Source organism: Bacillus cereus group sp. BfR-BA-01311, from assembly GCF_022664295.1.
Taxonomy (GTDB): Bacteria; Bacillota; Bacilli; order Bacillales; family Bacillaceae_G; genus Bacillus_A; species Bacillus_A cereus.
This window is the reverse complement of record NZ_JAKUHC010000002.1, coordinates 201,409-214,203: the sequence shown is the minus strand read 5'-3', so window position 1 is coordinate 214,203 and position 12,795 is coordinate 201,409. Positions and strand designations below refer to the sequence as shown.

Genomic DNA, 12,795 nt, shown 5'->3' with positions numbered 1-12,795 from the left:
AAGGAATTTGTAATCATGGATGAGAAAAATAATGATAGAATAAGAGTCATGGAAATATTAAATAGATCTCAATACAATGATGAAACTATAGATGGGCTAGATATGAGCAATTTAGATCTTACTTTTTCAGATTTGTCAGAGGTGATGGCAGAGGGTATCATGGCAAAACAAGTCCATTTAAGAGCTTCTTCACTAATGAGAGCATCTTTTTTTGATTGTGATTTTGAGTTTGCTGATTTCAGGAGCTGTAATTTAGAGGAAATACATATTGCAGATTGTAGATTTGGTGAAGCTAATTTCTCTAAAGCCAATATGAAATATGCAAAGGTAAATATAAGTAGTTGTTTTGAAACATGTTTTGATGAAGTTGATTTTTCATATGGAGAATTAGTTGGAACGATATTAAATCATGCTACTTTTCGCCATGCAAATTTGGCAGGAATCAATGCGGAACAGGCTGATTGTACAGGAACAAATTTCAGCAACGCGAATCTTACAGAAGGTAACTTTGAAAAAGCATATTTAGAAGATGCTAATTTATCAGAAGTAAACGCTAGAAATGCAGATTTTACTGACGCAGATTTAACGGGAGCGACCCTTTTAAATGGTGATTTTACGGGCGCGAATTTTACCGGTGCTAAACTTGACAATGTAGTTTGGACAGGAGCAAAGGTAGAAGGAGCCAAATTTGATGAAAATGTGAAGGAACAAATCTTAAAAATGATTTAAATATGATGGGGATTATATACATTTGAGCACTCGAAAACCTATGATTGGTAGCGGGTGCTTTTTTCTTAGAGATATTAGAGATTGATAAATAAGTGAAAATCAATATAGATTATTTTTAAGGATTGTTAGATAGATTAAGTCGTGAAAATTATATAATTGAAAATACATTAGCAAAAGTTGCGGACTCCGTATCCCCAATCTTTAAAGGTGTAGAAATACTGCCAGATGGAAGTGTCGTTAGATCTGGAACGAATTATAGCGGGAAATTCCAAGAAGCCCATGATGCCTCAAAGGCGAGTATTCAGAGTAGGATTTCGAATTTGGAGAGTGGAGGGGTTAAGGGTACGGGTGAAAATCCAGAAATAGTGAAATTTACAGAGGAACAATTATCTACTAAACCCTTATATTCTAGAAATCCTGAAAAATGGCAGAAAAAAGGTGGGAAAATCGAAATTAGTGAGGAAGGAATATGGACTTATATTGATTGGGAGATTCCTCCAAATCGAGTTTCTTATCCTGGAGGTTTTCCCGACTTTAAATCTGCTGGGTTGGTAAGACAAGAAGTTCCGATAGGTGAATTTAATAGATATGACATTGATTTTGCTAAAGCTGATGAATTAGCTCCAAATGGACCAAAATTAGATGAAAACACATGGCACCATCATCAAGATTTAACAACAATGCAAGAAGTTAGTAAAGAGATGCATAGAAGATTTCGACATATGGGTGGAATGTCATTAGCTAAGAAGTTAAAAGATTAAATAGGAGTGAAATAAATGAATTTAAATGCTTTTGGTAAAGCAACTGAAGAATCAATTGAAGAATTAGAAGAGTTTTTAGGATTTTTACTTCCGGAAGATTATAAAAAATTTTTAAGTGAATATAACGGAGGTACTTCGAAAGTTAGGTATAGTAAATTTTTTGTTAAAGAATTAAATCAGGAAATCCCTTTAGATGTTTTGTATGGTATAGGTGTAAAAAAAACTTTTGATTTAAGTGAATGCTATGAAGAGTTTGAAGAAGATATGTTACCGACCAGTTTAATCATAGGAGATGATCCGAGTTCAGGGTTAATTGTACTTATTACAGATACTGAAAACCATGGTGTATATTATTGGGATCATTCTTTTTATTTTCCACAGTCTAGTGAAGAAGAAAATACGTATAAAATAGCTGATAGCTTTAAGGATTTTATTAATGGATTGAAGAATCCTTAATTACCAACTTTTATATGTTGTAATTAATAATTTAAGATATTAAGCAAATATACGAAATGGATTACAGTAACTTTATAAATGCTAAAACTATACTTTATACATGAGAATGCTAAAAAATGTGGTACTTGGTTAAAGATAACAATCATATATGTAGATGAATAGAAAATAAAGTGTATTTGCAGTGGAAAAAAAGTAGGCTATTAAAAAGTGCATACTTCAAAACACATGGAATGCATATTAAACTAACGAACTGATAGAAACTCGTAAGTTTTAATGTAGTAGTTGTCATGACATATAAAAGGTGTCGTACTGTTACTAAAAAACTTACAGATTTATGCTATTTAAAAATACATGAACTTAAAGCACTTGATTGTCTCCGAAAGGCAACGAGTGCTTTTTTATTAGATAGACATGCTATAAATTTTTAGAAATTATTTTTTATGAATTCAGGCTAACATAAATTATTAGTATTATATAATTGAAAATACATTAGCAAAAGGTGTGGACTCCGTAACCCCATTCGTTAAAGGTGTAGAAATAATGCCAGATGGAAGTGTCGTTAGATCTGGAACGAACTATAGCGGAAAATTCCAAGAAGCCCATGATGCCTCAAAGGCGAGTATTCAGAGTAGGGTCTCGAATTTGGAGAGTGGTGGGGTTAAGGGTACGGGTAATAGAGAGGCTGAAGTTCCACCAGCCTTCAAGCAAGAGGAATTTGCCAGTACATATGAATCAAGATTCAAGCAAACACCCGCAGAAACGAATTCAAATGTCGTTTTTGAAGGGGTTAGAGGTGAGTCTTTATGTACCCTAAAACCACCACCAGATCCTACGTTACAGAAAATCTTAAATGAAGCTGGTATTAATGGAATTGAGTATAAAAATGGAGTTCCTGATTTTTCACCAGTAGCAAAAGCGCAATTTGAAATTGAATACATGTTAGGCGGGACCGGCAAGCACGGAACAAAAGCTAGAACTATTAATTTTAAACAAGCAGATCAAAAGTTGGCTGAACAGCTTAACAATTCACCAGAGTTGGCAAGCAAATTTGGAATGACTCCTGGGAAAATTAAAGCGGGAGACATTGCAGATTATCGAGAAGAATACAAGTTAACGTGGCACGAATTAAATGATGTGAAGACTATCCAACTTGTACCATCAGAAATAAATGGCAAATTTGGGCATCTTGGCGGCGTAGGAGAGATAAATGCAGGAGCGTTTAAGCCAGGGGAATTTGCCAATAAATAGAAAGGGGAAAATTTAAAATGAAAATAAATGATGAAGTTTTTGGTGAGCTTGAATATGATTATGTCTGGAGTAGAGATACTACCATTGAGTTTTGCGGCAAAGAAGCCGATATTGCTTTGATGATAGATGGTGAAGAAGATGGTGAATTTAGTGAAAAACAGTATGCTTCGTATAATTCTTTAATACAAAATTGGGGGCATCTTCAACAAAGTATTTTGCAACCAATTTTAGATTATTACAAGCAAAAACGACATGAGCTTGGGTATGATGTTTCATATAATGAAAATTATCCTTTAATTGAAACGATTGATCAGCTTCTTGAAAGGATCAGGCTAGTGGGGATTTATGTCCCATCTGCTAGACGCTTTGAAGGCAGATATATTGGACTAACATTTGATTGTACATGGGACATGGAAAATGGGGTAGGTATTCGTCTAATAAATGAAGAAGTAGCTAGGGTAGGATACCAAGATGTTGCAATTTAAGCATTACTATTTGTTATAAATACACATAACAGAGTATGAAAAATTAGTTCGTTTTGGAAGTTAATGAAAAAACAGTAGAGATAGGTACTAGAAATCTCTGCTGTTTTTTTATGCAAATGGAAAAATTAATCTTGAAGGTTATTCCTATCGTACATACCATTGAGGTCTTTTCCTAAAGATATTGAATTTGTAAATCCATCTGATAAGGGTACGGGTGATAGTAGTAAGACAAACCCAAACAAAATTAAGTTAACTCCGGAAAGAGAAAAATACTATCGAATGAAAATAGATGAAGCCAAAGCGCGAGGAAGAGAAGAAGAAATAAAAGGGAGAAAAGCTTTGGGAGAACACCTAAATCGTACATTAGAGGACAATAACTCTGGCAAGGTTGTTACGTATACATCCAGTGAAGGGCATCTTACGCGTCCGGATAGTATAGGTCGTAATGCTAAGGATGAAATCGATTTAGTTCATGATCACAAACACAAAATAAGTGACAAAGAATACGTTATTCATAATGACAGTCAAATGCGAGCTGAAAGAGAGATGCTCGAAGATAAAAGTGGAAGTCATATTGTGACAATATCAAGTGATAAACCCGATTTGAATGGAATTCCTCCTAAACCAAGACCAAGTGGGCCTTTAGGAGAAAAGAGTGAGATTTACTATACTGACCCAAGTAGTGGAAAAGTGACTCATAAATGGGAGGGCAATTCACGTTTACCTGGTGGAGGGCGATGGAAAAAACTATGAATAAAAATTATTATGTGACTATATTTTTTAGTATTAAGGAGGATATACATGAAACCTGATTTTTTCTCAATTACAATGTATCCTACAGTATCTTTTAACGAAGAAGAAGTATTAGGTCGTCTTTTGGATGTGTTTGAGTCAAATGAAAAATTTGCTCCTACTCATTGGGGCAACTGTGAAACGGTACGGGTAGAATATAACCGTCAGGAAATTCTGGAAAAAGTAGTTTCAGAGCGTATAGTATCAGAAGTTTACCTGTATCGTGATAAATCTGTGAACTACACAGGACGTTTTCAAGTTAACTGGAGCCATCGTTCATTTTTAGAGTTTGAGTTTCATAAATCAATACCTAAAAAATTATGGTCTGCTTTTTTTGAGTTATCTGATCAAATCGCAGAAGCTGCGAAACCAAGTTACGGAGTAACTCAAATTTTTTGGCCTTTATCATATCCGTGGAATACCGACCGTGAACGTTTACAGATGTGGATGGAAATATCTTCCCAGCCAATACCGGTTAGGTTTCTTCCTAACGGTCCCTTAGGGATAGGCGCTAGAACATACTTTAGTGGTCATATTTTAGAAATGTTTGATAAGGAATTATTACAAAATAGTCCAGCTGTGGTATCTGAGCTAGATTGGGGTGGGCTTTGTATTGATATTTTAAATAATCCATTAGGGAGTGATAGTGATACATTACTTGATAATTGGCTACAAGTAATGAAGTATTTGGAACCAGCACAAGTAATGGCTATACCAAGTTTTGATGAAGATCAAATGGGTGTAACTTATTCTCCAAATATTGCTTGGAAGGACTATCTGAAAAGCTAAATGAAAGGAGATCGTAATAATGAATGAGAATGGTAATGATAGAATAAGAGTCATGGAAATATTAAATAGATCTCAATACAATGATGAGGTTATAGATGGACTAGATATGAGTGATTTAGATCTTACTTTTTCAGATTTGTCAGAGGTGATGGCAGAGGGAATCATGGCAAAACAAGTCCATTTAAGAGCTTCTTCACTAATGAGAGCATCTTTTTTTGATTGTGATTTTGAGTTTGCTGATTTCAGGAGCTGTAATTTAGAGGAAATACATATTGCAGATTGTAGATTTGGTGAAGCTAATTTCTCTAAAGCCAATATGAAATATGCAAAGGTAAATATAAGTAGTTGTTTTGAAACATGTTTTGATGAAGTTGATTTTTCATATGGAGAATTAGTTGGAACGATATTAAATCATGCTACTTTTCGCCATGCAAATTTGGCAGGAATCAATGCGGAACAGGCTGATTGTACAGGAACAAATTTCAGCAACGCGAATCTTACAGAAGGTAACTTTGAAAAAGCATATTTAGAAGATGCTAATTTATCAGAAGTAAACGCTAGAAATGCAGATTTTACTGACGCAGATTTAACGGGAGCGACCCTTTTAAATGGTGATTTTACGGGCGCGAATTTTACCGGTGCTAAACTTGACAATGTAGTTTGGACAGGAGCAAAGGTAGAAGGAGCCAAATTTGATGAAAATGTGAAGGAACAAATCTTAAAAATGATTTAAATATGATGGGGATTATATACATTTGAGCACTCGAAAACCTATGATTGGTAGCGGGTGCTTTTTTCTTAGAGATATTAGAGATTGATAAATAAGTGAAAATCAATATAGATTATTTTTAAGGATTGTTAGATAGATTAAGTCGTGAAAATTATATAATTGAAAATACATTAGCAAAAGGTGTGGACTCCGTAACCCCATTCGCTAAAGGTGTAGAAATACTGCCAGATGGAAGTGTCGCTAGAACTGGAACAAACTATAGCGGGAAATTCCAAGAAGCCCATGATGCCTCGAAGGCGAGTATTCAGAGTAGGATCTCGAATTTGGAGAGTGGTGGGGTTAAGGGTACGGGTGATATTGATAATCCTATTAGAACATATCGTGGTGTAGAACTTCAAAATATAGATCCAGTTTATATTGCAGATCAACGTACAGTCGTTGAGATGCCTTTTGTTGGGAAAGGCGAAAAGTACACTAATGCAGAAGGATGGAGACGTGATTTAAAGTATTTTTGGAGTGAACTCCTTGATCGACATCCAGAAGCATTCAGCCCGAATAATAGAGCAATAATAGAAGGTAGGAATCCTTTTACTGATAGTCCTGTTAAAGATAAGGTGTTTAGGGAATATTTCTCTCAATATGATGTTAAAGGTGTTAGGGGGGACAAATTAGTTCATCATCATATTGGTGGAGGTGGACAAGCATTTCCAGTGCCCCAAAAACTACACCCAGGCTCCGGTGGAATTCATAATATAGAAAAAGAGGCAGGGATATGGGGGAAAGATAAAATTTATTCAGAGTTACTACAGAAACTTATTAAGGAGTGATTTCTAATATGAAAGAGGTTATGAAAGACTATTTTGAAAAATTTATAGATAAATGGATGGAGTACAACAATTCCTTACCGCAAATAGCATGGAATGAAGATGTAGATGAATTTATATATTCGGGTGAAGAAGATGAATATGGATATATTTCTTGGAAACCAATAGAGAAGGGAGTGGAATTTTCCTTTGATGAAATTGAAAGTCAATATAACGTTCAGTTACATGATTCGGTGAAGCAGTATTTCAATTCATATTGGTTTTTAGAATTAACGGGATGGGTTTCTTCTTATAATATTAATTTGCACCCCGTTATTCCAGGGATTGAACCAGATTATTTTATTTCACTTGTCAAAGACTATGCAGAATCTAAAGAGGATATTTTTAAATTTATCCCAATTGGTTTTGAATCAAATGGCATGTTAATAGTGCTAGACAACAATACAGGTGAAATTTTAGTTGAAGATTTCGAATTAAATGAGTATAAACGAATAACTAATAGTTTAGAAAGTCTCATTTCACAATTGAAATTTAAGGATGAACAATAGAAATCTATGGTTGAACTTTAAGTACGACAAAGTGTTTAACCTATTTTTGTTTCTTGTGGGAACTGGATTGATTTAGATACAAGTACTGAAATTGTTATGAACTGTATTAATAATGAGAGTCATTTACCTATTCCTGTTAGATTAGCAGATTTAGAAACACATAAAATGAGGAAGAAGTTAATAGGAGAATAAAACAATGTATTCTATATTTATTAAGCAATAACTACAAGTAGAATGCATTTATATAAACTTGTAAGTTTTACCTAGGATTTGTCACAACATGTAAGGCTGTCGAACTGTTACTAAAAAACTTACAAATTTAATACTACTTAAAAACATATAAATTTAAAGCACTTGATTGTCTACTAAAGGCAACAAGTGCTTTTTTATAGATAGGCATGCTATAAATTTATAAAAATTATTTTTGTGAATTAAGGCTAACCCAAATTACTGGTATTATATAATTGGAAATACATTAGCAAAAGGTGTGGACTCCGTAACCCCATTCGTAAAAGGTGTAGAAATACTGCCAGATGGAAGTGTCGCTAGAACTGGAACGAACTATAGCGGGAAATTCCAAGAAGCCCATGATGCCTCAAAGGCGAGTATTCAGAGTAGGGTCTCGAATTTGGAGAGTGGTGGGGTTAAGGTTACGGGTGATATTGGAACACCGCCTCGATACGGGGAAAGAAGAATCTCAAAGGAATTATATGATGAATTAAGAGATGGAACGCCTACTGCAAAGCTACGGGAAAAAGTTAATGAGGGCATTGAGGATAAAATAGGAACGCCTGACCCTGCTTTACCTGGTAAGTATATTACAGATAGACTTCAAGCTGATCATATCGTGTCAATGAAAAATATAGCAAAGATGGAAAATTTCGATAAATTAACGAAAGAACAACAACTTAAGGTTTTAAACAATGAAGAGAATTTTCTAGGATTAAGTGAAGCAGCCAATAAATCTAAGGGATCTAAATCTTATTCTGATTGGACAATTTATAAGAAAGAAAAAATTGAAGTTGATCCTAAGTTTAGAGAAGAAATGATAAAGAAGGAAAAAGAATTAGAAATGAAATTACAAAAACAAATTGATGATTTTGTTGAAGGAAATAAAAAGGATATAGATAAATAAAGGAGCTAGAATTATGGAACAAAAACTTGGTTTTTTAAGAAAATATAAAAGAAATGCACAACTTATATCATGCCATGAGATTAATAAACTTGATAGTGGGAAAATACCAAATTCATGGTATGAATTGTTTCAAGAAGAAAACGTAGACAAGAGAGTTGAGAGTATTTTATCGATATGGAAAGAGCAAGTAGGAGTGGAATTAAGAAACACTATTTCTTATTTGTCTAGGCACCTTGAAGAAGTAGAGCTTATGAACACAAATGGTAGATATTCAATTTTATACACTATTAAAACAGATAATGAGGAAATTCTATATTATGAAGGGGGAAATCCCAAAGATGAGTTTAATAATGAAGAATTAGAAAAATCTTGGGATAAGATTCCTTCAACAATACGAAATTTTTATCGAACTGTTCATAATGGTTTCTATTTTTATGCGAGTCAATCTATGGGTTTAGTTCCTTTAGAAAATGTAACTTTTTTTGATGATGATGAATGGGGTATTATTGAGGAGTTAGAAGAACCTTTACAAATTGATTTACAAACTACTTTTGGTTTCTTTAAAAGTGGTACGGGTGGTTATGTTGCAGTAGATTATAAGAATTCTAATAATGATAATGCGACTTTATGGTGGACGAATAAAGAGCCTAGATATAATATGAATTTTTGGGACATAGTTGATGAATGGATAGTAATTGGATTTGAAGTTTAGTTTCAAGGTTCTGTTGCAAAGTTTTTATATAAACAAAAAAATCCTAATTTAGTAGGTAGAGTTTATACAACTTTGAATAGATTCTCTAATTCATTGTACGTCGAAAAAACGAAGTACGAGCTTAGGTGAGATGACATTTTACTGGGTGATGAATATAATCACATGGAAAGTATATTAAACTAAGAACCCGTACAAACTCGTCAATTTTAACTTAGTAGTTGTCATGGCATGTAAAAGGTGTCGTAATGTTAATACAAAACTTACAGATCTTATAAATCTTACAAATTTATGCTACTTAAAAACATATGAAACTTAAAGCACTTGATTGTCTATTTGGGACAACAAGTGCTTTTTTAATTGAAATGTATACCATAAATTTATAAAAGTTATTTTTATGAATTAAAGCTAACAGAAATTACTAGTATTATATAATTGAAAATACATTAGCAAAAGGTATGGACTCCGTAACCCCATTCGTTAAAGGTGTAGAAATGCTACTAGATGGAAGTGTCGCTAGAACTGGAACGAACTATGGCGGGAAATTCCAAGAAGCCCATGATGCCTCAAAGGCGAGTATTCAGAGTAGGATCTCGAATTTGGAGAGTGGTGGGGTTAAGGGTACGGGAGAATCCAGATTAGAATATTTGAGAGGGAAATATGGCGAATTAACTTCTGAACAGCTCCATGCTAATATTAATGAAAGGGCTGGTATTGCATTTCCGCAAAGGTCCACTAGGAGTCAACTTAAAAATGGAGGTTATATTGTTGAAGATGTTGACTTGTATAAAAAAATGAGTCCAAATAAGAATCGTGCTCTAGGTTTTCGGAATACCAAAAATGATGGATTGGTACAAGCGCATCATGCAATACAAGATGAATGGGCTAAGATATGGGATAAAACAAGCGGTAATAATTATAGCAGTCGACAAGCACCATCAATATTACTCAAATCTACCTCTGGTGAACCACATGCTATAATATCCGCTCTTCAAAGAGCTAGAAGAAGGAATGAAGGTTTTAGTACGGATATAATATACGAATTTAATATTAGCTATAAAGAAATGATTGAAGTGGGTGTAGATTTAAAAGTAGCAAAAAAAGTAATGCGAGAAGCATATAGATATTTTGATGGATTAGGAGGATTTAAATGATAAATGTTCAAAAATTGTCGACTTATGAATTATATTCTCCAGTTGATGAAAATGAAATTAAAAAAATTGAAGAGGAAATGGGATTAATACTCCCTAATGCTTATAAAAAATTACTAAAGCATACAAATGGTTTTGTGTCCGATAATGGAGTCGTTATATTTGGAGTGGATATAATAGATGAAATGAATAAAACATATGAAGTCCATGAATATGCAAAGGGTTATGTTGCTGTAGGAAGTAATGGTGGAGGCAAAATACTGTTAATGACTGTAAATGAAAACGCAACAGAGTTAGTACAAGTTGATTCGGGGATTATGGATCCGAATTATGCAACCACAGTAAGTGAGAATTTAATACAGTGGATAAATGACGGAGCGATAGATATTGACTGTGTGGACGAAGAACAGGAAGTGTTTAAGGAAAAACTGTGTAATCTTATATTGGTAAGTCCACCAGTAGGAGGGGCTATGGATTTAAGGAAAATACAAGAGGTATTTATCATCAAAAAGGGATTGTTTGACTTATTAAAAGGATCAAAACAATTACCATTCGTGCTAATGAAAGACATACCTGTTGAGTTGGCTTTAAAAAACATAGAACTGTTAGGCGAATTAGGGGATATATTGAAAATATCTAGTACTGATTAACTGATTTTAGGGCTTAAAATAGAGGGTATTTGAATTAAGAACCGTTTAATACAATTATTAATTCAAAATAATATTGTTGAAAAATTGCTATTGGTTCCGTGTGTGTCTTATATAATCAATAAATTAAACTCTTAGAAAATATTATTTGAATTTAGAGTGCTTGATTGCCGACTAAAGGCAACGAGTGCTTTTTTATTAGATAGACATGGATCATCAAGTACCTGGTAAAATGCAGTTAGTAGTGTCTAAAACGCATAAAGTTAACCATTTAGGTGGAAATGCATTATGGGGGGATGGAATCAGATGAGTAAGGTACAATGGAGATCACCAGATGAACCTATTATACGAGAAGATGTAAAGAATGTTGAACAGGAATTGAACATTAATTTTCCTTTAGATTATATAGAATGTGTGATGAATAATAATGGAGCGCATGTTAGTCCAGAGGTGTTTGAAGTTGAAGGGAAAAGAAAGGTTTTTGGAACGTTATTAAGTTACGATATGGAAGATGATGAAAATATTATGGAAGTATTTGATGATTACAAGGATACACTACCAACAGAATTAGTTCCTTTTGCTTTTGACCCAGCGGGAAATTTAATATGTTTTGACTATAAAAATGACAAAAATAACCCTGTTGTGGTATTTTGGGAACGTGAAAATGCTGGTGAAAAAGAAATGTTGCTGCGAGAAGAAGGATTAACAGAAGAACAAGTGGAAGAACGTGCAAGAGAGAATGTATTTTACATTGCAGATACATTTACTGATTTTTTAAATAAATTACATGATTAAAAAAATAAAGTTTATGTGAAGTGGATAGAAAAAATAATAGGGTGTTTGAAAATAGATACTCCATGATGGTTGTACCATCATGGAGTGTTACGTACAATGATAGAACAGAAAAAGAGGTGCGAGCTTAGGCGAGATGACATTTAAACGCATGGAAGAGACATAAAACTAACGAACTCGTACAAACTCGTAAGTTTTAACGTAGTAGTTGTCACGACATATAAAAGGTGTCAAACTGTTACAATAAAATTTAAAAATTTAATGTTACTTAAAAACATATGAACTTAAAGCACTTGATTGTCTACTTGAGGCAACAAGTGCTTCTTTTTTGCATAGAAATTTAACAGATCACTATAATTTTATTATGTAAACTTTTTACATAGTTTTCTATATAACTAACGAGAAGAGAAATGTTTACTATTACTTTCATTTCTGTTATGAAAATTCTACAATAGAAGACAGAACGTATATTTGGTATAATCAAAACATACTATATGAAACGATGTACATGAGTTTGAGATTTATGAAAAAAGGTAAGTAATACATAATAATAAATACGCTATAGGATTCAGTTCATGTTATACAAATTAATCGTTAGAAAGGAAAAGATGTAATGAATCAAATTTCATTTGAAGATTTATTTGAAGAAGAAAAAGAAAAGGTGGAGGTAGCTGAGGTATGTAAGGTACCAGCCCCTTTATCACCATTACAAAAAGATATTTTAGAATTAATTGATTCTGAAGAAATAAGTGCGCTTGAGCTATGTGAACGATTAATACGATCTGGTAAAATACCCGATGAAAGATTCACTACGAATAAGCCTAAAGCATATGGACAAGTATGTTTACTATTAGAAGGTTTTGTTACAGAAGGAAAACTTATTTTTATCAAAGATGATGAGAAAAGAGATAGGGTATATAAGTTGAAAGAAGAAGGTTGAGATGTATAGCGGGAGATGAATGATTGGTTCCCTTTAACTTGCAGCTCCGTTAGTCTAGT

General features: G+C 33.4%; 16 protein-coding genes and 3 pseudogenes. All 19 read left to right on the top strand.

Features of this window, described 5'->3' with window-relative positions:
• The first annotated feature begins 15 nt into the window (after positions 1 to 15).
• The 19 genes and pseudogenes from MR136_RS06220 to MR136_RS06130 all read left to right on the top strand — a co-directional run bounded on the left by MR136_RS06220 (position 16) and on the right by MR136_RS06130 (position 12,736).
• Entirely contained in the window at positions 16 to 729 is a 714-nt protein-coding gene (locus tag MR136_RS06220) for a pentapeptide repeat-containing protein (RefSeq protein ID WP_242259288.1), read from the top strand.
• 122 nt (positions 730 to 851) lie between these two features.
• A complete protein-coding gene (locus MR136_RS06215) occupies positions 852 to 1,490 on the top strand; it encodes an HNH endonuclease (protein ID WP_017673905.1) in 639 nt (212 codons plus the stop codon).
• A 15-nt stretch (positions 1,491 to 1,505) separates the two neighbouring features.
• Positions 1,506 to 1,946: an SMI1/KNR4 family protein gene (locus MR136_RS06210; protein ID WP_001052204.1), complete on the top strand. Its 441-nt coding sequence runs from the start codon at positions 1,506 to 1,508 to the stop codon at positions 1,944 to 1,946.
• Positions 1,947 to 2,486: 540 nt separating this feature from the next.
• Complete coding sequence (locus MR136_RS06205) at positions 2,487 to 3,194, top strand: HNH endonuclease (RefSeq protein WP_017673906.1); 708 nt, start codon at positions 2,487 to 2,489, stop codon at positions 3,192 to 3,194.
• 17 nt (positions 3,195 to 3,211) lie between these two features.
• Complete coding sequence (locus tag MR136_RS06200) at positions 3,212 to 3,679, top strand: DUF6985 domain-containing protein (RefSeq protein WP_017673907.1); 468 nt, start codon at positions 3,212 to 3,214, stop codon at positions 3,677 to 3,679.
• Between the two features lie 159 nt (positions 3,680 to 3,838).
• Entirely contained in the window at positions 3,839 to 4,432 is a 594-nt protein-coding gene (locus tag MR136_RS06195) for a hypothetical protein (protein ID WP_017673908.1), read from the top strand.
• A gap of 48 nt (positions 4,433 to 4,480) precedes the next feature.
• A complete protein-coding gene (locus MR136_RS06190) occupies positions 4,481 to 5,260 on the top strand; it encodes a hypothetical protein (RefSeq protein WP_103622676.1) in 780 nt (259 codons plus the stop codon).
• A 19-nt stretch (positions 5,261 to 5,279) separates the two neighbouring features.
• On the top strand, positions 5,280 to 5,993 hold the full coding sequence (locus MR136_RS06185) for a pentapeptide repeat-containing protein (RefSeq protein ID WP_001004769.1): 714 nt from the start codon (positions 5,280 to 5,282) through the stop codon (positions 5,991 to 5,993).
• Positions 5,994 to 6,115: 122 nt separating this feature from the next.
• The gene (locus tag MR136_RS06180) at positions 6,116 to 6,817 is read left to right on the top strand and encodes a hypothetical protein (RefSeq protein ID WP_000887068.1); all 702 of its coding nucleotides are present in this window, start codon (positions 6,116 to 6,118) and stop codon (positions 6,815 to 6,817) included.
• 8 nt (positions 6,818 to 6,825) lie between these two features.
• Complete coding sequence (locus MR136_RS06175; RefSeq protein WP_000665915.1) at positions 6,826 to 7,362, top strand: SecY-interacting protein Syd; 537 nt, start codon at positions 6,826 to 6,828, stop codon at positions 7,360 to 7,362.
• A gap of 39 nt (positions 7,363 to 7,401) precedes the next feature.
• Positions 7,402 to 7,554, top strand: a pseudogene (locus MR136_RS06170) (endonuclease V); the annotation flags it as partial.
• Positions 7,555 to 7,849: 295 nt separating this feature from the next.
• Entirely contained in the window at positions 7,850 to 8,497 is a 648-nt protein-coding gene (locus MR136_RS06160) for a hypothetical protein (protein WP_017674159.1), read from the top strand.
• Positions 8,498 to 8,510: 13 nt separating this feature from the next.
• Entirely contained in the window at positions 8,511 to 9,209 is a 699-nt protein-coding gene (locus MR136_RS06155) for an SMI1/KNR4 family protein (protein WP_000435835.1), read from the top strand.
• A gap of 455 nt (positions 9,210 to 9,664) precedes the next feature.
• Positions 9,665 to 10,360 carry a hypothetical protein gene (locus tag MR136_RS06150; protein ID WP_124749671.1) on the top strand — a complete coding sequence of 232 codons (696 nt, stop codon included), beginning with the start codon at positions 9,665 to 9,667 and terminating at the stop codon, positions 10,358 to 10,360.
• Positions 10,357 to 11,007 carry an SMI1/KNR4 family protein gene (locus MR136_RS06145; protein WP_242259287.1) on the top strand — a complete coding sequence of 217 codons (651 nt, stop codon included), beginning with the start codon at positions 10,357 to 10,359 and terminating at the stop codon, positions 11,005 to 11,007. The genes MR136_RS06150 and MR136_RS06145 overlap by 4 nt, the downstream gene beginning before the upstream one ends.
• 211 nt (positions 11,008 to 11,218) lie before the next feature.
• Positions 11,219 to 11,314 (top strand): annotated as a pseudogene (locus tag MR136_RS06140) (HNH endonuclease); the annotation flags it as partial.
• The gene (locus tag MR136_RS06135) at positions 11,311 to 11,799 is read left to right on the top strand and encodes an SMI1/KNR4 family protein (RefSeq protein ID WP_031312353.1); all 489 of its coding nucleotides are present in this window, start codon (positions 11,311 to 11,313) and stop codon (positions 11,797 to 11,799) included. The pseudogene MR136_RS06140 and the gene MR136_RS06135, both read left to right, overlap by 4 nt.
• 159 nt (positions 11,800 to 11,958) lie before the next feature.
• Positions 11,959 to 12,166, top strand: a pseudogene (locus MR136_RS28535) (hypothetical protein).
• Positions 12,167 to 12,409: 243 nt separating this feature from the next.
• Entirely contained in the window at positions 12,410 to 12,736 is a 327-nt protein-coding gene (locus tag MR136_RS06130; RefSeq protein ID WP_001071908.1) for a DUF3895 domain-containing protein, read from the top strand.
• The last annotated feature ends 59 nt before the right edge of the window (positions 12,737 to 12,795 follow it).

Coding starts and splice junctions, on each gene's coding strand:
- MR136_RS06130 (WP_001071908.1), top strand. CDS start 12,410: ATGAATCAAATTTCATTTGAAGATTTATTTGAAGAAGAAAAAGAAAAG.
- MR136_RS06220 (WP_242259288.1), top strand. CDS start 16: ATGGATGAGAAAAATAATGATAGAATAAGAGTCATGGAAATATTAAAT.
- MR136_RS06210 (WP_001052204.1), top strand. CDS start 1,506: ATGAATTTAAATGCTTTTGGTAAAGCAACTGAAGAATCAATTGAAGAA.
- MR136_RS06150 (WP_124749671.1), top strand. CDS start 9,665: ATGGACTCCGTAACCCCATTCGTTAAAGGTGTAGAAATGCTACTAGAT.
- MR136_RS06200 (WP_017673907.1), top strand. CDS start 3,212: ATGAAAATAAATGATGAAGTTTTTGGTGAGCTTGAATATGATTATGTC.
- MR136_RS06205 (WP_017673906.1), top strand. CDS start 2,487: ATGCCAGATGGAAGTGTCGTTAGATCTGGAACGAACTATAGCGGAAAA.
- MR136_RS06175 (WP_000665915.1), top strand. CDS start 6,826: ATGAAAGAGGTTATGAAAGACTATTTTGAAAAATTTATAGATAAATGG.
- MR136_RS06135 (WP_031312353.1), top strand. CDS start 11,311: ATGAGTAAGGTACAATGGAGATCACCAGATGAACCTATTATACGAGAA.
- MR136_RS06190 (WP_103622676.1), top strand. CDS start 4,481: ATGAAACCTGATTTTTTCTCAATTACAATGTATCCTACAGTATCTTTT.
- MR136_RS06155 (WP_000435835.1), top strand. CDS start 8,511: ATGGAACAAAAACTTGGTTTTTTAAGAAAATATAAAAGAAATGCACAA.
- MR136_RS06185 (WP_001004769.1), top strand. CDS start 5,280: ATGAATGAGAATGGTAATGATAGAATAAGAGTCATGGAAATATTAAAT.
- MR136_RS06145 (WP_242259287.1), top strand. CDS start 10,357: ATGATAAATGTTCAAAAATTGTCGACTTATGAATTATATTCTCCAGTT.